This is a genomic window from Polaribacter pectinis, assembly GCF_014352875.1.
Taxonomy (GTDB): domain Bacteria; phylum Bacteroidota; class Bacteroidia; order Flavobacteriales; family Flavobacteriaceae; genus Polaribacter; species Polaribacter pectinis.
Genome location: NZ_CP060695.1, coordinates 2,004,712 through 2,028,771, shown reverse-complemented (window position 1 = coordinate 2,028,771; position 24,060 = coordinate 2,004,712). Strand labels below are relative to the sequence as shown.

The window sequence follows — 24,060 nt, the reverse complement described above, 5'->3', positions numbered from 1 at the left end:
AGTAAAATATTAAATGTCATAACTCTAGGAGTTTAACATTTTCCAAAGTTTGTCTTTTAGTTCTTGTAAGCCAATTTCTGCCACAGAAGAAATAAAAACAGTTTCTATACCTTTTGGTAAATCCTGTTTTATTTCAGCTATTAGTTCATCATCTAACATATCTGTTTTAGAGATTGCTAATAACCTATCTTTATCTAACAATTCAGGATTGTGCTTTTTAAGTTCATTTAAAAGAATATCATATTCTTTGTTAATGTCATCACTATCTGCAGGAATTAAGAATAACAAGGCAGAATTACGTTCTATATGACGTAAAAAACGATGTCCTAAACCTTTTCCTTCTGCTGCACCTTCTATAATACCAGGAATATCTGCAATAACAAATGTTTGATGATTTCTGTGTTCTACAATTCCTAAATTAGGTTTTAAAGTAGTAAAAGCATAATCTGCAATTTTTGGTTTTGCAGAGGTTAAAACAGATAATAATGTAGACTTTCCTGCATTTGGGAAACCAACTAAACCAACATCTGCAAGTAATTTTAATTCCATTCTAAACCAACCTTCAACTCCATCCATTCCTGGTTGAGAATATCTTGGAGTTTGATTTGTAGAAGATTTAAAATGCCAGTTTCCAAGTCCACCTTTTCCACCACGCAATAAAACCACTTCTTTTTTGTCTTCTGTAATTTCTAAAATCACTTCATCTGTATCTGCATCTCTAATAATTGTACCTAGAGGTACATCTATATATACGTCACTACCATCTGCGCCAGTACTTCTACTTGCACTTCCAGAACCTCCATGATCTGCTCTAAAATGTCTTTTAAATTTTAGATGAAAAAGTGTCCACATGTTTTTATCGCCACGTAAAATAATGTGACCTCCACGTCCACCATCTCCACCATCTGGACCACCTTTGGTAATAAATTTTTCTCTATGCAAGTGCATAGATCCTTGTCCTCCTTTTCCAGAAGATGCATAAATTTTTATGTAGTCAACAAAATTTCCTTCAGTCATTATTTCAGTTTATACGTTTATTTGTTTAACTGTTTATACGCAATTTTACGAATAAACAAAATACACAGACAAACAATTTATAAAGTATCAAATACTTCAGCAATACGTTTTGTAATATCTTCAATAGAACCAACACCGTTAATTCCGTAATATTTATCTTGAGAATTGAAAAAGTCTTTTAAAATAGCCGTTTTTGTGTTGTATTCATTAAAACGGTTTCTAATTTTACTTTCATCTGTATCATCTGTTCTTCCACTTGTTTTTCCACGTTCTAATAAACGTTCTACTAACAAATCTTCTGGGACTTCTAAAGCAATCATTCCGTTAATTTGTTCTCCTTTTTCAGCTAAAAAAGCATCTAAAGCTTTTGCTTGAGATTGTGTTCTTGGAAAACCATCAAAAATAAAACCATTAGCATCTGCATTTTTATTTACTTCTGCTTTTAACATATTAATGGTTACTTCATCAGGTACTAAATCTCCTTCGTCCATATATTTTTTAGCTAATAAACCTAATTCAGTAGCATTTTTAATATTGAAACGAAACACATCTCCAGTAGAAATATGTACTAAATTATACATGTCTTTTAAGAATTCTGCTTGTGTTCCTTTTCCTGCTCCTGGAGGGCCAAATAATACGATGTTTTTCATTTTTGGTTGTGTTGATAGTTGATATATTTCTGGATAATTTCTTCCCAAACCGTTGTAATCTAATCCGTAACCAACAATAAACTTATCTTCAATACTTTTTCCGATATAATCTATTGGTAGTTCTTTTTTAAATACATCCGGTTTAAAAAATAATGTTGCAACTTTTAGTTGTTTTAAATTCTTGTTTCTAAAGATATTATAAATTTCTTGAAGCGTATTACCAGTATCAATAATATCTTCTAAAATAATTACAGTTCTGCCTGTTAAATCTTCATTTATACCAACTAATTGTTTTACATTTTCTGTAGATGATGTTCCTTCATAGGAAGCTAGCTTTACAAAAGAAACTTCGCAGTTTCCATTAAATTCTCTAATAAAGTCTGCAGCAAATAAAAAGCATCCATTTAAAATTCCAACAAAAATAGGAACTTCGTCTTTTGGTAAGTCTGCTTTTACTTGATTTGCTAAATGCTTTACAATTGTAGCAATTTCTACCTTATTGATATAAGGTTTAAAGTATAAATCTTGAAGTTTTATAATGCTCATAAGTTTGCAAATATAATGGCTATATCTTGAATGAAAAAACCGTTTTCTTGTAAGAAAACGGTTTTAACTTATATTAATGAAGAATTATTTGTTCTTTTCTTCTTTCTTTGTTGTGTCGTACATTATTGGTGTTGCCACAAATAATGATGAATATGTACCTACAGCTACACCTACAATTAAGGCAAACATAAATCCTTTAATAGAATCTCCACCAAATAAGAAGATTACTAACATTACTAATAATGTTGTTAAAGAAGTGTTTATTGTTCTTCCTAACGTAGAACTTAAAGCTTTGTCTACAACTGCGCTATATTTCCATTGAGGATGTGTTCCAGTAAATTCTCTAATTCTATCGAAAATTACCACGGTATCATTCAGGGAGTAACCTACCACTGTTAAGATTGCCGCAATAAATGATTGACCTATTTCCATATCAAAAGGCATAAAGCTATATGTAATAGAGAATACACCCAATACAATTAATACATCATGGAAAACTGCAACTACTGCTCCAATAGAGAAAGATACTTTTCTAAAACGTAATAAAATGTATAAGAAAACTACTAATAAAGAACCTAATACTGCATATAATGCTGATGTTTTAATGTCATCTGCAATAGTTGGTTCTACTTTCATGTAACTCATTACACCAGCGCCTTCTTTTTCGAAACCTGGTTTAAAGTTTTCATAAGTTGTTGAACCTAAATAAGATTTTAAACCTGTAAATAAAGTGTTTTGAACTTCATCATCTACATTTTGTCCTTCTTCATCAATTCTATAAACAGTTGTTATTTTTAATTGATTGTCTGTTCCATAAGTTTTTACTTCTGGTGCTGTACCAAAAGCATCTTTTAAAGTTCCTGCAACTTCAGTAGCACTCATGGCTTGATCGAAACGAACAACATAAGAACGACCACCTTTAAAGTCTACACCTTGTTTTAATCCAATTGAAAATATAGAAACAATACCTGCAAGAATAATTGCTCCAGAGATGAAGTAAGCAATCTTACGTTTCTTTAAGAATTCTACATTTATATTTTGGAACCATCCTTTTGAGATAGAAGTATTAAATGTTAAGTTGTTTCCTTTATTTAATGCTCCATCAACTAAAATACGAGTGATGAAAACCGCTGTAAAAAGAGAAGTAGCAATACCAATCATTAATGTTAATGCGAAACCTTTAATTGGCCCTGTACCAAAAACATATAAAATAATACCAGTTAATAAAGTAGTAATATTTGCATCTATAATTGCAGATAAAGCTCCTTTAATAGAGAAACCATCTTCTACAGATTGTTTTAATCCTTTTTTACCAAATAAACCTTCTTTAATTCTTTCGAAGATAATAACGTTTGCATCTACAGACATACCAATTGTTAAGATAATACCTGCAATACCAGGTAATGTTAACACTGCGTTGAAAGATGCTAAAATTCCAAAAATGAATAATATGTTTACAATTAATGCTACATCCGCATATAAACCAGCTTTACCGTAGTATAAAATCATCCAAAGTAAAACTAAAAAGATAGCTAAACCAAAAGAGATAAAACTAGCATCTATAGCTTCTTGACCTAAAGATGGCCCAACAACTTCTGCTTGAATAATTCTAGCAGCAGCTGGTAATTTACCTGCTTTTAATACTGTAGAAATATCTTCAGCTTCTGCAATTGTCATAGTTCCTCCAGAAATAGAAGTTCTACCACCAGTAATTGCTTGGTTTACAGAAGGAGCAGTATATACATAGTCATCTAAAACTACAGCTACAAAACTTCCTACATTATCTGCAGTCATTTTTGCCCATTGTTTTGTTCCAGAGCTATTCATTGTCATGCTTACTTCTGGCTTATTAAGTTGGTCAAAAACTTGACCAGCATCTAAAATAACATCACCTTCAATAGTTGGTTTGTCATTTCTGTTTCCTTTTATAGCATATAAACCAATTAATTCAGTTCCGTCAGTACCTTTATTAGATTTATAATCCCATAAAAATTTAGCGTACTTTAATTCATTTGGCAATAAAGCTTTAACTTCTTTATTTCTTAAAAGTTTATTTACCATTGCAGTATCTAAAACTTTAGCTTGTGCAACTAAAGAACTCATTTGTTGTTGAGACTGTGCTACGTTTGGAAATAAATAAGTAAATAGGTTTTTTTGAACTTTTGTAGAATCTGCAGTATCACTTAATAAATCATCAAGGTCATCTTTTTTAGTAGAATCTATAACTTGTTCTGTATCTACATCTTCTTTTAATAATTCTGCAACTTTAGCATTTGCAGTAAAGAAATAATTCTGTACTTCTGCATTTGTATATACTTCCCAGAATTGTAATTCAGCTTTACTAGTAATTAACTTCGTAACACGCTCAATATCTTTAGCTCCAGGTAATTCAATTTGAATTCTTCCAGAGTTACCAATTCTTTGAATGTTAGGAGAAGTAACTCCAAATTTATCAATTCTACTTCTTAAAACTTCAAAAGCAGTTCCTATAGAACTATCTATTTCTTCTTGTAAAGTTTCTTTAACTGTAGCATTTTCTTCGTTAAAAGTAATTTTTTCGCTTAAAGCTTTTGTTCCAAAAATAGATGGGTCGCTTAATTTAGTTGTACCAGCAATTTTTTCAAACTCTTCAAAAAAGATGTCTAAATAATTTGCATTATCGTTTTTTAACCTTTCATCTGCAGCTTCTAAAGCTTGATTAAAGACTACATTTTTAGAGTCGTTAGATAAACTTTTTAAAACTTCTTTTACAGAAACTTGTAAGATTGCGTTAATACCACCTTTTAAGTCAAGACCAAGATTCATTTCTTTGTCTTTAACATCATTGTAGCTAAATTTAGTAACACCTAAATCTATCGTATTTTTGTTACCAACACTGTCTAAATACGTTCTTTCGAATGTAGCTTTTTGTCTAGCATCAGCATCAACACCTTTTACATTTGCATATTCTTTTGCATCGTCTTCAACTTTATTGGCTAAAAACGTAAATGATAATTGATATAAACTCACTAATCCGAAAAGAATAGCGAATACTTTAATAAGTCCTTTGTTTTGCATTGTTGTATTATTTTAAAGTCTAGTTTTTTTAAAAACGAGCAAATATATAGCTTCTCGTAAAACTGACAATTTTTTTATGTATTGTTTTTTCTAATTATGATATTGATATACATTAATTTAAAGTGATTTTAAAAAATGTAAACAAGATGAAATTCTATAAAAAGTTTTTGTGCGGTCCAGCTCTAACTTCTGGTTCTTGATGTGAAGAGTAATCCTTTGTAAAAGGATGATTTTTATAAGTATTGTATGCAGTTGTATAGAGTTGGTTTACTTTATGAGCATCTATATTTCTTGTAGATACATAATTGTAATTTGTTGTAAACCTGTCTGAATTAACTTTAATTTCAAATATATATTCATCATTTTGGTCAGAAATATTAGTTTGATTCGTTATTTCATATACATCAATATTGTAAGTAGAAGTATCGTTTTTATCACCTTTCTTTTCTGAATTTTTGTTTAAAGCTAATTGATTATCAAAAACAAGCGCTTCTTTAATATCAGAGGTATGAACGAAACTGTAATAAGAGATTTTTAACGTACCTTTTTGTGTTTCTTGAATTTTAATATTAGAAACACCAACTTTTAAAAGTCTCTCTTTAATATTGGTAATTGTAGAACTAATTTCTTGTTTGTTAATTTTAGTATCAACAAATTCCAAAACAATTTCTTGATTCGTTCTAGAAACTTGTTCTTGGAACGTACCAAAGTAGATCAACATTAAAAATAGTGCACCGAAGTACAATTTTATTTTCATGCTTCAAATATATAAAAAAGATTGCTTTTACATGGACTAAATTCAATCTTAAATAGTTGCCTATTCTGGAGTTAAACTCTAAATATTTCTTCGCTTTTTCTGATATAAAAACAAAAAACAAGTATCAATTCTTAAAATTAATTATCTTTAATTTTTTAATTGAAAGAATAAAGTTTGTAAACCATATATATGACACATTTATCTGACATTGCAATTGCACAAGCAAAAAGACTAGAGCACATAAAAAATATAGCAGCAAAGCTAAAAGTTGAAGAAGACAACATAGAAATGTATGGTAAATACAAAGCCAAACTACCATTGTCTTTAATTGATGATAAAAAGATAGAAAACAATAATTTAGTTTTAGTTACAGCATTAACACCAACACCTGCAGGAGAAGGAAAAACGACAGTTTCTATTGGTTTAACAGAAGGATTAAATAAAATAGGAAAACAAGCAACAGTAGTTTTAAGAGAACCATCTCTTGGACCTGTTTTTGGTATAAAAGGTGGCGCAGCAGGAGGTGGATATTCGCAAGTTGTACCAATGGAAGATATTAATTTGCATTTTACGGGCGATTTTAGTGCCGTAGAAAAAGCAAATAATTTATTATCAGCTTTAATCGATAATAATATTCAAAGTAAAACAAATAACTTAAATATAGATCCAAGAACAATTCTATGGAAAAGAGTTATTGATATGAATGATCGTGCGTTAAGAGATATTACAATTGGTTTGGGCGGAACTGCAAATGGAGTGCCAAGACAAGACGGATTTAATATTACAGCAGCTTCTGAAGTAATGGCGATACTTTGTATGGCTTCAGATTTAGAAAATCTAAAAAAACGTTTGGGAGATATTTTTATAGGTTTTACTTATAAAAATGAACCCGTTTTTGCACGTGATTTAAAAGCTGAAAATGCAATGGCAATTTTGTTGAAAGAAGCCATTAAACCTAATTTAGTGCAAACTTTAGAAGAAAATCCAGCAATTATTCATGGGGGACCTTTTGCAAACATCGCTCAAGGAACAAATACAATTATTGCTACCAAAATGGGACTTTCTTTATCTAATTATGTGGTTACAGAAGCTGGTTTTGGCGCGGATTTAGGAGCAGAAAAATTCTTAAATATTAAATCTCAATTTGCAAAATTGAACCCTAAATGTGTAGTTTTAGTTGCTACCATAAGAGCTTTGCGTCATCATGGAGGAGCAAAGTCAGAAGCTTACAATACACCCGATTTAGAAAAGGTTACAGAAGGATTTAAAAACCTTGAAAAACATATAGAAAACATCAGAAAATATAATATTGAACCTGTTGTAGCTATAAATTCTTTTGTTTCAGATTCAGATGAAGAAGTAAGTTTTGTAATTGAAAAATGTGCAAGTTTAGGGGTTGAAGCAGTTTTGTCTGAAGGTTGGGCAAAAGGAGGTGAAGGAACAAGAGATTTAGCAAAAGCTGTTGTAAATGTTGTAGAAAATAAAGCAACACAATACAAACCTTTATATGATTGGAAATCTCCAGTAACTGATAAAATTGAAATTATAGCCAAAGAAATTTACGGAGCAAAAAATGTTGAATATAGCAAGCAAGCACAATTAAATTTGAGAAGAATAAACAGATTAGGTTTTAATGATTTTGCAATTTGTATGGCAAAAACACAGAAATCTTTTTCAGATAATGAATTTTTAATAGGAAGACCAGAAGGTTTTACAGTAACGGTTAGAGAAATTGAAATTGCTGCTGGTGCACAATTTATAATTCCCATTTTAGGAAAAATGATGCGAATGCCAGGTTTACCTTCAGTTCCAGCTTCAGAAAATATGACCATAGATAATAATGGAGTTATTTCTGGATTGTCTTAAATAAAAATTCATTTTGAATAAAATTATAGTTTCCGTTTCTAACGATTTATCTACAGACCAACGTGTTGCAAAAGTTTGTAATACTTTGGTAAATGGAGGTTATGAAATTTTATTAATTGGTAGAAAACTTTCTGATAGTAAAGAAATCCACAGAAATTATAAAACTAAAAGAATAAAATTATTATTTAATAATAGCTTTCTTTTTTATGCTGAATATAATTTTCGTTTGTTTTTTCTGATGCTTTTTTTAAAGAAAGATATATTGCTTTCTAATGATTTAGATACGCTGTTGCCAAATTATTTGGTCAGCAGATTTCAAGGAAAAAAACTAGTTTATGATAGTCATGAGTTATTTTCTGAAATTCCTGAATTAGTAGAAAGACCATTTGTGAAAAAATGTTGGACTTCCCTAGAAAAATGGTTACTTCCAAAATTGAAAAATACCTATACAGTTTGTAATAGTATAGCAGAATATTACAATGAAAGATATCAAACAAATTTTAAAACGATTGTAAATTTACCAACTCAAAAACAAGTTGAAAAGGGAACCTTGCCTTTTGAAACTGCTGATAAAAAGATAATTTTATATCAAGGAGCAATTAATGTTGGTCGTGGTTTAGAATTGATGATTGAAACGATGCAGTTTTTACCAAATCATGTATTTGTAATTATTGGATCTGGAGATATTATTTGTCAATTGAAAGAGCAAGTAGTAAACAAAAAATTGAATGATAGAATCTTCTTTATGGGAAAAATAACCCCTAATGAATTGCATAAAATTACACCTTTAGCAGATTTAGGAATTAGTATTGAAGAAGATTTAGGCTTGAATTATAGATTTGCACTTCCAAATAAAATATTCGATTACATACAAGCAGAAGTTCCTGTTTTAGTTTCTAATTTACCAGAGATGAAGAAGGTTGTTCAGCAATATAAAGTTGGTGAAATTGTCTTGAATAGAATGCCAGAAAAACTTGCGAAGCAGATTATTGGTTTAACTGAAAAAGATTTTTCAGCAGCATTAAAAAAAGCCAAAACAAGTCTTATTTGGGAAAATCAAGAAGAAGAATTATTGGAGATATTTAGAAGTTGTAATTAACTACTTTTTATACTGATGTGGGTTTTCACGAATTCCTTTTTTAAAGATTTTACGCAGAAAAGAACGGATTCCATTATCTACTTGTAAAACTTTGTCTTTTAATTTTTCTTGAGGTCTTCCTCTAAAAGTTGTTACATGAAAACTGTCAGATTCTTTTAAAGGTTCATCAGAAAAATAATAATTAGAAACACAACATCTTACTTTGTCTGTTGTAACTTTACTAACAGAGTGCCAAGATTTTTTATGTGTTGCCATCACCACAAATCGGTTAAATTTACTAGTAATAGTAATTTGTTTTTCTTCTAAACCTTTTGGCCAAACTTCTAAATTACCGCCATTTTCTAATTCCCAATCTGGCGTTACATAATAGAGCAAGTTTAAAACGCGCCATCTATTTCTGTCTTTATCGTGAGAATTGTCTAAATGCGGATTCAGAAAATTGTCTTTCGGCATCAATGATAAACCTCCAGCATATAAAAATTCATCAGGAAAAATGGAATCAATATTACATATTTCAGCAATTAATGCTACTATTTTATCATCTTGAAAAGCATAAATTACTTCTTCTAATAAAGGATTGTATTTATCCATTTGAAAAGCAGTAAATTTTTTCTCTCGTAAGCTTTTTCTTTTAACGGTTTCTTCTGTGTTTGGAAAGTTCTTATGAATTTCTAGAGCTAATTCACTAGGTAATAAATCATCTAAATAAAAAAAACCAATATCATTTTTATGAGCAGCAAACTGTTTTTTTAAATCAGTTTTGTTACCTTCTAGGTTTTTAAAAATAAGTGATGCTATTTCTTTTCGGCTAAACTCCATAATTCTTTTTAGAAAGTATAAATGTATTCATTTTTTAAATTTTACATTTGTAAATCATGAAAAAAAGTATACATCTTGTCTCTTTTGATATTCCTTATCCGCCAAATTACGGAGGAATTATAGATGTATTCTTTAAAATTAAAGAACTACACAGGCAAGGCATTTCAATATATTTGCACACGTATATTTACAATAACAAAGAAGAAGAACCAGAATTAGAAAAATACTGCGAAAAAGTATTTTATTACAATCGCAAAAATAGTTTTTTGTCTTTGTTTTCCAAATTACCTTATAGAGTTGAGAGTAGAAATAATAAAGAGTTAGTTGCAAATTTAAAATCAATTAAAGCGCCTATTATTTTTGAAGGCTTGCATGCTACACATCCAATTTTAGAATTTGATTTTAAAGATTCTTACGTAAGAACGCATAATATCGAACACGATTATTTTTACGGATTACAGAAAAGTGAGAAAAATATTTTCAAAAAAATCTTTTATAGTATTGAAGCAAAAAAGCTAAAAAAGTTTGAGGAAATATTGAAAAGCGTAACTGGAATTTTTACAATTTCTCCTTTCGAACAACAATATTTTTCTAATAATTATGGAGAAAAAGCAGTTTATATTCCTGTTTTTCACAATTCAAAAAAAATCGAAAACAAGACTAAAAAAGGTGCTTTCGTTTTATATCATGGAGATTTAAGAATTGCGGATAATATTAGAGCAGCGTTATTTTTAATTGATGTGTATAAAGAAACTTCTATTAAGTTTGTAATTGCAAGTAGTTGTAAAAACGCAAAAGTATTAAGAGAAGTAAAAAAGCATAGCAACATTTCTTTTGAAGATATTCCAACACAAGAAGATTTAGAAAAGTTGTTTAAAAAAGCGCATGTTAATACGTTGCTGACTTTCCAAAAAACGGGAATTAAACTAAAATTATTAAATACGCTATATCAAGGGAAGCACATAATTGCAAATTCTAAAATGGTGGAAGAAACTGGTTTAGAAAGTTTATGTGAATTGGCAAATACCAAGCAAGAAATCATTAATAAAACAGAAGATTTATTTGCAAAAGATTTTTCTGATGAACAAGTAAAAACTCGTCAAGAAAAATTATTAGATTTTAATCCAACAGAAAATGCACAAAAAATAATAGATATTATTTTCCGCTAAAAATTAAGTAGTTGCTTGTTGTGCAACTTCAAACAACTCTCCACCTTCACATTTTAAGGTTTTTTGCTTAAACTTTACTATTAATTGATAATCGTGTGTTGCCATTAAAATGGTTTTTCCACTTTTATGAATGTCGTTTAAAAGCTCCATAACTTCTAAAGATGTTTTTGGGTCTAAATTTCCAGTAGGTTCGTCTGCTAAAATTAATTCAGGATCATTTAACAAAGCTCTTGCAATTGCAACACGTTGTTGTTCTCCACCAGAAAGTTCGTAGGTTTTCTTGTAATACTGAGATTTCATCCCAACTTTATCTAAAACTTCATTAATCTTTTCTTTCATTTTCTCTTTGTCTTTCCAACCTGTGGCTTTTAAAACAAATTCTAAATTTCCAAAAATGGTTCTGTCACTTAACAACTTAAAATCTTGAAAAACAATTCCTATTTTTCTTCTTAAAAACGGAATTTCTTTGTCTTTTAAGTTTTTTAAATCAAAATCTACTATGGTTCCTATACCTCTTTGTAGACGTAAATCGCCATATAAAGTTTTCATTAAACTACTTTTTCCACTACCAGTTTTACCAATTAAATAGTAAAAATCTCCTTTATTAATTGATAAATTCACTTTAGACAAGACCAAATTATCTCTTTGATAAATGTCTGCGTTTTCTAAATGTAAAACTGGTTTTTCCATAAGATAAATAGTTTTTTACAAACTTATAAGTTTCTAACGATTTTCTAACAATAATTACAAACAATTCTTATTTTTGATTAAAAATTGTCAACATTTTTTCTTCCCCCATCAAACAAATCTAAAAAATGTGCGTTATTCATTTTGAGCATCAAAAATAATTGTATGAAGTTTGGTTTTAATAGAAAACAGTTTCTATTCATTTTTATTTTATTACTTTCTGTATCAGGTTTTTGCCAACAATCTGTTGCAGAAACTAATGTTTTAACGGATTATAATAATGCGTTGCATTTGTTTTATAACAAGGCGTATGCTGCTGCTCAAAAAACATTTACAAAAGTAAATAATGAAGCTACAAAAAGTTCTAATTTAAAATCTGATGCTGCTTATTATGAAGCAATGTGCGCTGTAAAGTTAAATCAGCCAGATGCAGATAAAAAAGTTTTGGCTTTTGTTGACGAAAATCCCAACAGTAACAAGAAGAATAAAGCCTATTTTAATGTTGCCAATTATTATTTTGCAAATAAAAAAGCGGCTTACGCTTTAAAATGGTACGGAAAAGTAAATACAGATTTACTTTCTGATGATAACAGAAAAGAACTTAATTTTAAAAAAGGATATGGTTTATTAGTTACTAATAACTATTCTTTGGCAAAACCACATTTTTTAGGGTTAATTAATGACCCCAAGTATGGTAATGATTCTAGATATTATTATGGTTATATTGCTTATAAATTAGAAGATTATGGAATTGCAGAATCTACTTTAAAAGAAATTGCAGATAATGAAACCTATAGATTAGAGATTTCTTATTATTTGTTAGATATTAGTTTTAAAGCAGGAAAGTTTGAGCGTTGTACAATTGTTGGAGAAGAATTGTTAAAGACTGTAAAGAGAAAAGAAAGATCAGAAATTTCTAAAATTGTAGGAGAAAGTTACTTCAACTTAAAAAAATATGCAGAAGCTATTCCTTATTTAAAAGAATACAGAGGTAAAAAAGGAAAGTGGAATAATACAGATTTTTATCAATTAGGTTATGCTTACTACAAACAAAATGATTTTGAAAATGCTGTAAGTAATTTTAATAAAATAATTGATGAAAAAAATAGCGTTGCCCAAAATGCTTACTATCATTTAGGAGAATGTTATTTAAATTTAGATAAAAAAGCAGAAGCTTTAAATGCTTTTAAATCTGCATCTGAAATGCATTTCGATAGAGAAATTAAACAAGATGCCGCTTTAAACTATGTAAAATTAAGTTACGAAGAAGGAAATCCTTTTAAAAGTGTAGCTGAAGTTTTACAAGATTATTTAAAAGCGTATCCGAAATCTAAATCTTATGATGAGATCAGTAAATTGGTGGTTTCATCATATATCCATCAACAAGATTATAAAGGAGCTTTAGAGTTTTTAGAAAAAAAGAAATCTAAAGAAAATTTAGCAATGTCTTTAGAAGTTTCTTTTTACAGAGGAATTCAATTATTTAATGAGAGAAAGCTAAAAGAAGCGTTGCCATATTTTACAAAAAGCAAGAATTCTAATAACCCAGAAGTAAATCAAAAAGCGCAATATTGGGAAGCAGAAACTATTTATAGATTAGAAGATTATAAAGATGCACTAACAAAGTATGTTGTACTAAAAAAGTTTTTAAAATCTGATAAAGATGAGTTTTCGTTAATTGATTACAATATTGGCTACAGTCATTTTAAGTTGAAAGAATATGATAAAGCAAGTATAGCTTTTGAAGATTTTTTAAAGAAAGACTCAATAGAGAATGATGTTAGAGATGACGCTTTAGTTCGCTTGGGAGATAGTTATTTTGCAGAAAGAGCATATAAAAATGCTGTAGAGTCTTATGAGAAATTAATAAAAGAACAAGGTTCTGGTGCAGATTATGCACAGTACCAAATAGGAATGAGCTATGGTTTTACAGATGAAAATGATAAAAAAATTATAGCACTTACAAAAGTTGTGAATGATTTTCAAGTTTCATCTTTAAAAGATGATGCTTTGTATCAATTGGGAATAACGTATACAGCTCTTAAAAACAATGAGAAAGCACAGCAAGCTTTTGATAGATTGTTAGATAAACATCCAAAAAGTGTTTTCTTACCAAAAGCATTGGTAAGGCAAGGTTTAATGTATTATAATGATAATAAAAATCAAGACGCTTTACAAAAATTTAAAAGAGTTACAAGTCAATTTCCAAATTCACCAGATGCTTTTGAGGCCGTTGCAAATGCAAGAAATATTTATATAGATAATGGTAATTTAGATGATTATATTAATTGGATTAAAGACTTAAAGTTTATAAATGTTACCAATTCAGATTTAGATAATACAACATTTGCAGTTGCTGAAAAATTATATTTTGGCTCAAAAGATGGTAATGCAATTGTAAATAGCCTATTTAAATATACAAGAAGTTTTCCTGAAGGAATTCATAAAATAAAAGCAAATTATTATTTAGCTGATATCCTCTTTAAGGTAAAAGAATTTGACAAAGCAGCTGCAAATTATGAAGTTGTTTTAGAAGAAGAACAAAATGAGTTTAGTGAAGAGTCTTTAAGTAAGTTATCTCAAATTTATTTACAAAAAGGAGATTTTAACAATGCACTTCCGCTTTTAGATAGGTTAGAGCAAGAAGCATATGCAACAGAAAACGTGCTTTTTGCACAGAGTAATTTAATGAAAGGGTATTATGAAACTGAAGCTTATGATTTTGCCATAGAATATGCTAAAAAAATATTGTTAAGAGAGAAAGTTGAACAAGATTTAGAGTATGATGCTAAAACAATTATTGCAAGAGCATCTTATAAAACTGAAGATTTTTTAACTGCTGAAGAGTTTTATGGTGAAGTAGAAAAAAATGCAACAGGAGAGTTAAAAGCAGAAGCCTTGTTTTACAATGCTTTCTTTAAAAACCAACAACAAGACTATGCAGATTCTAACAAAGTAGTTCAAGAATTAATAGCTAATTATTCAGCACATAAGTATTGGGCTGTTAAGAGTTACGTAATAATGGGTAAAAATTATTACGGATTAAAAGATGTGTATCAAGCAACTTTTGTGTTAGAAAATGTAATTAAAAACTTTAAACAATTCGAAGATATTATTGAAGAAGCACAAACAGAATTAGATACTATAAAAGAAAACGAAGCCAAAACAAATAACTCTGTTACACCAGTTAAGACAGAAACTCCTAAAAAAGAAAACAAAAAATAAAATGAAAAAAGGCTTTACCATATTACTAATTCTATTGGGCATTTTTTCTGCAAAGGCACAAGAAGAGCCTATAGAAAAAGTTAAGGATACTGTAAAAACAGAAGTTGTAGAAGTAGTTACAAAATACAATCCAAAAATTGCTGATGCAAAAAAAATAAAGAAGAACCCTACTTTAAAAATTTTTGAGAAAAGTAAAAAGAAGAAATTAGAATATACTATTTTTTCTGCACCTGTAGCTTCTACTTTTATCCCTAAAAGTGGAGTTGTAAAAGGGATAGATGTTGGTGTTAAAGAACGTATTTACAAAAATTATTTAGCAGTAGGTTATGGTAATTATGCAACTCCTTTTGTAGAAACCTTTTTACATCACAGTACAAGATTCGAAAACGAGTTTGGTTTATCTGCTAAATATTTAGCTTCAGAAGAAAATGTTAGAAAATCTGTTTTAAATAGTACTTTTTCTAATTTTAATGTAGGAGCTTTTTACAAACAAGAAGATCGTTATTTCGATTGGAAAGTGAGTTTAAATTCAGAGAGAAACCAATACAATTGGTATGGCCTGCCAGAAATAGTGTTTGCAGAAACTACTGTAAATTCAATAAATGAAGAACAAACTTATAACTATTTTAATGTTATTGGAGAATTCACTTTTAAAGATTCATATATAGATTTTGGTAAAATTTCTGCCTCTTACTTTACAGACGATTATAATAGCACAGAAATTTTAGCAAAATTTGATGCCAAGCTAGATTTTCCTTTAGATTTTATAAAACCTAATTTAAATGATATTTCAATTAAAACCAGTGTAGAATATTTAAAAGGCGAATTTAAGAATAGTTATAAAGACAATAATCCTGTAAAATATAGCATTATTACTGTTAAAATAAATCCAGAATATAAAATTGCATATTTAGGTTTTGCATTTAAAGCAGGTTTAAAAACCTATGTTTCTTTAGATTCCGAAAATGATGCTAGTAATATTTTCTTAATTCCAGATGTATTACTTCAAAGACCAATAATAAAAGAACACCTAAATATTTATGGAGGTTTTTCAGGCGATTTACACACAAACACTTACAAGAGTTTTACAGAAGAAAACCCTTTTATTTCACCTACTTTATTTATTACGCAAACCTTAGAAGAGTCTAATTGGTTTCTAGGCTTCAACGGAAATATAACAAACGACATCAGTTTTAATTTAAAAGCAAGTGCTAAAAATGAAGAAGACAAACCCTTGTTTTTAAGAAACGCATCTAAATCAGATGGTTCTACTGCAGTTGTTAATAATTCGCTTTTAAAAGGTTATGAGTTTGGTAACTCATTTAGTGTGTATTATGATGATGTTAAAACAACCTCACTGTTTGCAGAAGTTCAATACGATTTTTCTAAAAGAATCACTTTTACTACACAAATACAATTCGATAATTACACTGTTACAAATGCCTTAACGGAATGGAATTTACCAACTTTACAAGCATCTTTAAAAACAGAATATAAAAAGAATAAATGGTATGCATCTGCAAATGCTTTTTATGTAAGTGAAAGAAAAGATGGTTTATATAATGGAGAATTTCCTTCAAGTTTTAGTGGAATACAAACCATAGATTCTTTCATTGATGTGAATTTAAATGGTGGATATCATTTTAACGATAAGTTTTCTGCTTTCTTAAAACTGAACAATGTTTTAAATACAGAATACCAACGTTTTGCAAATTTCGACACACAAGGTTTTCAAGCTTTGGCGGGTATTACTTATAAGTTTGATTTTTAAGTTTCTCTGTTATTCAATAGATTGATTTTTCTAGTTGCTAAATTATCATTTCATTTTTGTAGCTTTATCAATTCTAATAAATAACTACCAAATGAAAAAAATCACTTTCTTATTTTTAACTTCATTATTTATATTGTCTTGTAATCAAAAACAAGAAAAAGTCGTAGATTCTAATCTATTATCTTCAGAAGAAAAAATCGATTCAACAAGTATAAAAACTTTATTCAACAGTGCTTTAACAGAAGGTAAATCTTACGAATGGTTAAGAGATTTAACTAAAAATATTGGCGGACGTTTATCTGGTTCTCCTGAAGCTGCAAAAGCAGTAGAATGGGGCACGAAATTAATGAATGAAGTTGGTTTAGATTCAGTTTGGTTGCAACCAGTTATGGTGCCACATTGGGTTAGAGGTGAAAAAGAAATAGCAACTTATACCACAGATGGAGGTCAGAAAAATGTACCAATTTGTGCATTAGGGTTTTCTATTGCAACACCAGAATCTGGAATTTTAGCAGAAGTTATTGAGGTAAAAAGTTTGGAAGAAGCGGAAGAAATGGGCGAGAAATTACGCGATAAAATTGTCTTTTTTAATGGAGCTTTCGATAATACATTAATAAATACTTTTCAGGCTTATGGAGGTTGTGTAGGTCAGCGTTATTCTGGCGCAAGAGTATGTGGTAAATTTGGAGCAAAAGGTGTTATTGTGCGTTCTATGACTAATGTAATTGACGATAATCCTCATACAGGAACTATGAGCTATGGAGATATTCCCATAGAACAATACACACCAACAGCTGCAATTAGTTCTAGAGCAGCAGAAATTTTAAGTGCTGATTTAAAGCAATATCCTAATTTAAAATTCTACTTTAAACAAAGTTGCAAAACTTTGCCAGATGCACCATCTTTTAATGTGGTTGGACAAATTACAGGTTCTGAAACTCCAGAAAATATTATGGTTGTTGGCGGACATTTAGATTCTTGGGATTTAGGTGAAGGTGCACACGATGATGGAACAGGAATTGTACAATCTTTAGAAGTTGCTTATTTATTCAAAAAGAATAACATTAAACCTAAAAACACATTACGAGTTGTGTTTTTTATGAATGAAGAAAACGGAACAAGAGGTGCAAAAAAATATGCTGAATTAGCAAAATTGAACAAAGAAAACCATATTGGAGGTTTAGAATCTGATGCTGGAGGACATACCCCAAGAGGTTTCACTATTGATGCAAATGCTGTAAATACAAAATTATTACAAAGTTGGAAAAAACTATTGTCTCCTTATGGTTTACATGATTTAGACAAAGGTGGTTCTGGCGCAGATATTTCTCCATTAAAAGACGATAATGTAACGTTAGTTGGTTACAGACCAGATTCTCAAAGATATTTCGATTATCATCACACAAGCATAGATACTTTCGATAAAGTAAACAAAAGGGAATTAGAATTAGGGAGTGCTTCTATGGCAAGTATTATTTATTTAATGGATAAATATTTATATAAAAATACACCAGTTAAGCCATAATCTTATGGAAGTTTTTGTTTTAATTCTTAAAATTATTTTTGGAGCTTTTTTCTGCTTTGCAGGAACTATGCATATTATAAAACCTAAATTTTTTAAGTATTTTATTCCAGATTTTTTACCAAAATTATTGGTAAATTACGTTGTTGGTGTTATAGAATTTGGTTTAGGAATAGCATTGTTTTTTACTTCAATAACTAAAAGTGCAGCAGCAGGAATTTTTATTTTGTTGATTCTTTTTCTTCCAATTCATATTTGGGATGCAACAAAAATTAGACCAGCAATTGGTTCTAAAAAAGTTGCAGTTTTTAGAATATTACTTCAATTTTTATTGATGTATTTAGCATGCCTAATTTATTTAAACTCTTAAAATTTTTAAAAAGTGAAAAGTTTATTCTCAATTTTAATCGTATCAATATTGATGATTTCTTGTCAGAAAGAAAAAGCAGATATGATTGTTATCAACTCAAACGCATATACAGTTAATTCTAATTTTGAATCAGCGGAAGCTTTTGCAATAAAAGACGGAAAGTTTATTGCTGTTGGTTCTAGTGATGAAATTCAGAATAAATACCAATCAGAAAATACGATTGATGCAAAAAACCAAACAATTGTGCCAGGTTTAATAGATGCACATTGTCATTTTTACAGAATGGGTTTACAACAGCAAAAAGTATCATTAGAAGGAACAACAAGTTATGATGAGGTTTTAGAAAAGTTAGTTGCTTTTCAAAAACAAAAGAATACAACTTTTATTACTGGTAGAGGTTGGGACCAAAACGATTGGGAAATAAAAGAATTCCCAACTAAAGATAGGTTAGATAAACTATTTCCAACAATCCCTGTGGCAATTGGTAGGGTAGATGGTCATGCACTTTTGGTAAATCAAGCTGCAATTGATTTATCAGGAATATCAAAAAACACCAAAGTTTCTGGAGGTGAGATAATTATGAAAGACGGAGAAATGACAGGTGTTTTAATTGATGCTGCTATGGATTTCATCAAGTTTCCGTCAACTTCTAAAAAAGAAGCAATACAAGGATTGTTAGATGCAGAGAAAATATCATTTTCTTATGGTTTAACAACTGTAGATGATGCTGGAATATCTAAACAAACAATTGAATTAATAGATAGTTTACAGCAAACAAACGATTTAAAAATGAGAGTTTATGCAATGGTTTCTGGTGATAATCAACAAGAAATAGATTATTACATAAATAAAGGAATTGTAAAAACGGATAGATTAAATGTGCGTTCTTTTAAAGTTTATGGAGATGGCGCTTTAGGTTCTAGAGGTGCTGCAATGCGTAAACCATATTCAGATAGAGAGAATCATTTTGGAGCGTTAATTTATTTCCCAGAAAGATATCAAGAAATTGCGAAACAAATTGCTGCTTCCGATTATCAAATGAATACGCATGCTATTGGAGATTCTGCAAATACTTGGATGTTAAAAACCTACAAAGAAGTTTTAAAAAATGCTAAAAATAGACGTTGGAGAATTGAACATGCGCAAATAATATCTAAAGAAGATTTTAAAAACTTCGATAATATTTTACCTTCTGTACAACCAACTCATGCAACATCAGATATGTATTGGGCAAAAGATAGAGTAGGAGCAGAAAGAGTAAAAGGAGCCTATGCATTTAAAGACCTATTGAATCAATATGGGAAAATTGCGTTGGGAACTGATTTCCCGGTAGAACAAGTAAACCCGTTTTTAACTTTTTATGCAGCAACTATTAGAAAAGATGTAAATAATTATCCTGAGAATGGTTTTCAGATGGAAAATGCGTTAACTAGAGAAGAAACGCTAAAAGGAATGACCATTTGGGCAGCTTTTTCTAATTTTGAAGAAGATGAAAAGGGTAGTATTGAAGTTGGTAAATTTGCAGATTTTGTAATTTTGAATCAGAATATTATGGAAGTTGAAGGAAGTAAAATTCCTGAAACTAAAGTAGTTTCAACTTTTGTAAATGGAGAGCAAGTTTATTAAAATTTCAATTTATATTTGCCTTCAATATTTTAAAAAAAAATCAAAAAAATGAAATCTTATTTATCTATATTTTTTATAGCCTTTTTATTAGTGTCCTGTTCTAATGATGACACTTCTTTTGAACCACAAACAGAAGCAGATATTATTAAATACATTGCTGATAATAATTTAGACGCAAAAAAAACGAGTTCGGGCTTATACTATGTAATTAATAAAGAAGGAACTGGACCTAGACCTGCAAATAGTAGCGCTAACGTAACAGTTATTTACAAAGGGTATTTCTTAAACGGTAGAGTTTTTGATGAAAATAAAAGTGGTTACACTACAAATTTGAATCAAGTTATTGCTGGCTGGACAGAAGGTATTCAGCTTTTTAAGGAAAAAGGAGAAGGTATTTTAATAATTCCTTCTAATTTAGGTTATGGCCCAAATGGAAGAGGTTCTATTCCTGGAGGAGCCGTTTTAGTTTTTGATATTACATTAAAAAGTGTAAACTAAACACAGCTACATTTAATCATAAAAAAAAGCGAAACTAATTAGTTTCGCTTTTTTTATGAAATATAGAATCTATTTTAATACTATTTTCTTTGTGTAATTTCCTTTATGAGAACTTACTTTTAAATAATAAATTCCACTAGCAAATTGAGAAGTATTAATTTCTAAAGGTTTAGTTAAGCTTGTTTCTTTATTGTAATATAACAATTGCCCATTTGTATTAAACAATCTTAAAGCTACGTTTTCAGATTTATCCCAAGAGATATTCAGCTTTGTTGTAGCTGGATTTGGATAAACATTTAAAGATTCTAAAATATGATTTTCGATGTTTAAAACTCCATTAGATCTTGGAGATTTCCAAACACCTCTACCATAAGTAGCAACATATAAATTATTGTCGGCATAATTTATTTCTAATTCTGTCACTTTTACATTTGGTAATCCTGTGTTAAATAAGTTCCATTCTGTAAATTGATTGTCTATGTAATAAACTCCATAATCCATACCTAAATACAATCCGTCTCTACCATTATTATCCCAAACTAATGCATAGGCTGTAAAATTTGGTAAGTTGTTGCTGTAGCCAGTCCAAGTTGATCCACCATCTGAAGTAATATAAACTTTTTCAGAAGATCCAGTAACAGAAATAGCTACTTTTAAGTGATCTGTTGGGTGAATAGAAATACTATTTATGTTTCCAGAAAAACCTGTAATCTCCTCCCAAATACTTCCTACTGGAGTACTTACTGCACTATACATTTTTCCACCTTCTGTTGAAGCATATATGTAATCTTTGTTTGAAGGAGCTATTTTAATTTGGTTTATAAAGTTATCAAAATCAAAATTATCTGCAACCCAAGTACTTCCAGCATCATCAGATCTGTAAAGTTTTTTTCCTGCAAAGTACAATGTACCTGTATTATCTTGTTCAAAAGGTGTAACCCAACCAGTTGTTTCTGGTCTTGGTAAATTAGTATAAGATGTACCTTGGTTGGTAGATTTATAAAAAGTTCCGTTATAAATAGAGCCATAAATTGTATTAGGGTCATTAACATCAATTAAAGACTCAAAACCATCTGCTCCTAACCAATCTACCCAAGTTCCATCACTTCTTAAAACTGAAGAACCATTGTCTTGAGATCCTCCAGAAATAATTACAGGATCTGTTTGAGATACTCCGAATAAATAAAATTGTCTAATACCTAGACCTGTTGTTAAATCTCTGTAATAATCTTTGTTAAGTGTTGGTGAATCTTCACATATATATATACCACCATCTGTAATAGCGTATAAATTATCTCCAATAAATTCAATATCATCTACATCTGCATGACAATAACCAATGTTTTCATTAATTGCTTCTGATGGTTGCCATTGAGAAGTTATAGTAAAGTTTAAACCACCATCTGTAGATCTCCAAGTATTTATTCCTGCAATATGAACTTCATCTGCATTAGTTTGAGAAACGGCAATACCCATATCTCTAGGAGCTTGTCCTCTATTGTCTGAAGCATTAGATTCATATCCAAAATAGTTTTTACCAGAATGTGATGTTACTTTAAAAAAGCTAAGGCCATTATCTAATGAAAAATAAAAATCACCAAATGTACCTCCAGAAGCTTCAACGATATATACTTTATTTGAATCTGCTTTTGTTACACCCAGCATTTTAACTCCTGTTCCTAAACCTGTAATTTCAGTAAAATTACTTCCAGTATCTGTAGATCTATGTATTTTTGATCCAGAAGCAAATACAATTGAGCTGTCATTAGGATCAAATTCAACATCATAGGAGCTTCCAGAGATTACATTAACCCAAGAATTTCCAGCATCAGTAGATTTATAAAGACCGCTGTTTTCCGACGTTGCAAAAATTATGTTAGAATTTGTAGGATGAATAAGTATCTTTAAAATATTACTGTTTCCTGCGTTAGCAATTGGTGTCCAAACTGCTCCAGAGTCAGTAGATTTATAAATTCTACCAGAACTAGAACCCCAGTAGTAAGTGGAGTTGTTAATTGGGTCTATTGCTAGAGAATAAGCAAACATGTTACCATGATTATCTGTTAAAGGTTGCCAGTTTACACCTGCATTTGTAGTTTTCCAAATACCACCTCCAATAGAGCCAACTATAATATGATTTTGATTTGTTTTTTCAACAGCAAAGCCAGAAATTCTTCCTACTCCTGGATTCCAACCGCTAGTGTCATCCCAATATTTAGGGCCAACTTCAGACCAATTATCATTAAAACCTCTTGCTGAATTTTCATTTTTAATATTTTGTTTTTTAGAGTATTGGTTCCATTCGTCGTATAAATAAACAGGGTCTTTAATCAAACCATTTTTATCTTGCTGTTTCAAAGCGAAATACTCCCAACGCTTGTATTGTTTATAACCAGAACCCCTACCTTTGTCTTTTCCTTCAAAATATTTTTCAGCAGTTTCTTGTATTTTTTTAACTGAAAAATTACCGTCATCAATCATTTTTTGATATTCTTGAGAATAGATTGAAAAACCTGTAAAAAGTAATATTAGAAATATATTTTTTTTCATTGTTTTAAATTTAAGTAGCTAAATTAATGAATAATAAAGTTTTAAAATGTTTCTGCTAAAAATTTAACATATAATTGGTTTTATAAAACCATCAATTTTATCAACACCATTTTTACCTAAATATTTTATAAATGCAGAACCAATAATGGTTCCGTTTGCATATTTACAAGCTGTATTAAAGGTTGATTTATCTGAAATACCAAAACCTACAATCAATTTACTTTGTAAATTCATTGCTCTAATTCTTTCGAAATACGCAACTTGATTGTTAGAAATTTCTCCTTTTGCTCCAGTTATTGAAGCCGAAGCAACAACATAAATAAAAGCTTTAGAATAAGAATCTATCTTTCTAATTCTCTCTTCTGAAGTATGAGGTGTAATTAAAAACACATTCGTTAAACCGTATTTTTCAAATAATTGTTTGTAATGATTTTCATATTCTATCATTGGTAAATCTGGCAGAATTAATGTGTCAATTCCGCAATCAACTACTTTTTGACAAAATTTTTCCTCACCAAATTTTAGCATTTGGTTTAAATATCCCATTAAAATTAATGGCGTTTTATTTGTTTCTTTTAGAGCTAATAACTGCTCAAAAATAACATCTAAATTAATTCCGTTTTCTAATGCTTTTTGACTACTATCTTGTATAGTTGGTCCATCTGCTAAAGGGTCTGAATATGGCAAACCGACTTCAATAAAATCGACACCACTTTTTTCTAATTCTGAAATTACTTTTGTAGTATCCTCTAATTTTGGATATCCGCAAGTAAAATAGATAGACAATAAATTCTTATCTTTTTTCTGAAATAACTCTTGTATCGAATTCAT

At 29.6% G+C, this 24,060-nt stretch carries 17 protein-coding genes; 9 read left to right on the top strand and 8 right to left on the bottom strand.

Annotated elements, in window-relative coordinates:
* Positions 1-24 precede the first annotated feature (24 nt).
* The 4 genes from obgE to H9W90_RS09110 form a co-directional block, all read right to left on the bottom strand.
* The gene (gene obgE, locus H9W90_RS09125; RefSeq protein ID WP_187481311.1) at positions 25-1,017 is read right to left on the bottom strand and encodes a GTPase ObgE; all 993 of its coding nucleotides are present in this window, start codon (positions 1,015-1,017) and stop codon (positions 25-27) included.
* Between the two features lie 77 nt (positions 1,018-1,094).
* On the bottom strand, positions 1,095-2,213 hold the full coding sequence (locus tag H9W90_RS09120; protein ID WP_187481310.1) for an adenylate kinase: 1,119 nt from the start codon (positions 2,211-2,213) through the stop codon (positions 1,095-1,097).
* Between the two features lie 84 nt (positions 2,214-2,297).
* Positions 2,298-5,270 carry a protein translocase subunit SecDF gene (gene secDF, locus H9W90_RS09115; RefSeq protein ID WP_187481309.1) on the bottom strand — a complete coding sequence of 991 codons (2,973 nt, stop codon included), beginning with the start codon at positions 5,268-5,270 and terminating at the stop codon, positions 2,298-2,300.
* A 154-nt stretch (positions 5,271-5,424) separates the two neighbouring features.
* Positions 5,425-6,027, bottom strand: a complete 603-nt coding sequence (locus tag H9W90_RS09110; protein ID WP_187481308.1) for a hypothetical protein — start codon at positions 6,025-6,027, stop codon at positions 5,425-5,427.
* 189 nt (positions 6,028-6,216) lie between these two features.
* Here H9W90_RS09110 and H9W90_RS09105 point away from each other — a divergent pair, with 189 nt between their 5' ends.
* Both H9W90_RS09105 and H9W90_RS09100 read left to right on the top strand, forming a co-directional pair.
* Complete coding sequence (locus H9W90_RS09105; protein WP_187481307.1) at positions 6,217-7,893, top strand: formate--tetrahydrofolate ligase; 1,677 nt, start codon at positions 6,217-6,219, stop codon at positions 7,891-7,893.
* Between the two features lie 13 nt (positions 7,894-7,906).
* Positions 7,907-8,992 carry a glycosyltransferase gene (locus tag H9W90_RS09100; RefSeq protein WP_187481306.1) on the top strand — a complete coding sequence of 362 codons (1,086 nt, stop codon included), beginning with the start codon at positions 7,907-7,909 and terminating at the stop codon, positions 8,990-8,992.
* Here the strand turns inward: H9W90_RS09100 and H9W90_RS09095 are convergent, their stop codons facing one another.
* On the bottom strand, positions 8,993-9,811 hold the full coding sequence (locus H9W90_RS09095) for a 2OG-Fe(II) oxygenase (protein WP_187481305.1): 819 nt from the start codon (positions 9,809-9,811) through the stop codon (positions 8,993-8,995).
* Positions 9,812-9,867: 56 nt separating this feature from the next.
* Here H9W90_RS09095 and H9W90_RS15430 point away from each other — a divergent pair, with 56 nt between their 5' ends.
* The gene (locus H9W90_RS15430; protein ID WP_187481304.1) at positions 9,868-10,980 is read left to right on the top strand and encodes a hypothetical protein; all 1,113 of its coding nucleotides are present in this window, start codon (positions 9,868-9,870) and stop codon (positions 10,978-10,980) included.
* 3 nt (positions 10,981-10,983) lie between these two features.
* Here the strand turns inward: H9W90_RS15430 and H9W90_RS09085 are convergent, their stop codons facing one another.
* Positions 10,984-11,670: a cell division ATP-binding protein FtsE gene (locus H9W90_RS09085; RefSeq protein WP_187481303.1), complete on the bottom strand. Its 687-nt coding sequence runs from the start codon at positions 11,668-11,670 to the stop codon at positions 10,984-10,986.
* 162 nt (positions 11,671-11,832) lie between these two features.
* On the opposite strand from H9W90_RS09085, the gene H9W90_RS09080 reads away from it, so the two are divergent.
* The 6 genes from H9W90_RS09080 to H9W90_RS09055 all read left to right on the top strand — a co-directional run bounded on the left by H9W90_RS09080 (position 11,833) and on the right by H9W90_RS09055 (position 20,679).
* Complete coding sequence (locus H9W90_RS09080; protein ID WP_187481302.1) at positions 11,833-14,892, top strand: tetratricopeptide repeat protein; 3,060 nt, start codon at positions 11,833-11,835, stop codon at positions 14,890-14,892.
* Position 14,893: 1 nt separating this feature from the next.
* Positions 14,894-16,663, top strand: a complete 1,770-nt coding sequence (locus tag H9W90_RS09075) for a TonB-dependent receptor (RefSeq protein WP_187481301.1) — start codon at positions 14,894-14,896, stop codon at positions 16,661-16,663.
* 91 nt (positions 16,664-16,754) lie between these two features.
* On the top strand, positions 16,755-18,188 hold the full coding sequence (locus H9W90_RS09070; RefSeq protein WP_187481300.1) for a M20/M25/M40 family metallo-hydrolase: 1,434 nt from the start codon (positions 16,755-16,757) through the stop codon (positions 18,186-18,188).
* A 4-nt stretch (positions 18,189-18,192) separates the two neighbouring features.
* Complete coding sequence (locus H9W90_RS09065) at positions 18,193-18,555, top strand: DoxX-related protein (protein WP_187481299.1); 363 nt, start codon at positions 18,193-18,195, stop codon at positions 18,553-18,555.
* 51 nt (positions 18,556-18,606) lie between these two features.
* Positions 18,607-20,181 (top strand): amidohydrolase, encoded by a 1,575-nt coding sequence (locus H9W90_RS09060; protein ID WP_187483959.1) that lies wholly within the window; start codon positions 18,607-18,609, stop codon positions 20,179-20,181.
* Between the two features lie 48 nt (positions 20,182-20,229).
* Positions 20,230-20,679: an FKBP-type peptidyl-prolyl cis-trans isomerase gene (locus tag H9W90_RS09055; protein ID WP_187481298.1), complete on the top strand. Its 450-nt coding sequence runs from the start codon at positions 20,230-20,232 to the stop codon at positions 20,677-20,679.
* 69 nt (positions 20,680-20,748) lie between these two features.
* On the opposite strand, the gene H9W90_RS09050 is transcribed toward H9W90_RS09055, so the two are convergent.
* The gene (locus H9W90_RS09050) at positions 20,749-23,229 is read right to left on the bottom strand and encodes a T9SS type A sorting domain-containing protein (protein WP_187481297.1); all 2,481 of its coding nucleotides are present in this window, start codon (positions 23,227-23,229) and stop codon (positions 20,749-20,751) included.
* Between the two features lie 63 nt (positions 23,230-23,292).
* Positions 23,293-24,060, bottom strand: coding sequence for a tryptophan synthase subunit alpha (gene trpA, locus H9W90_RS09045; protein WP_187481296.1), 768 nt, complete (start codon positions 24,058-24,060; stop codon positions 23,293-23,295).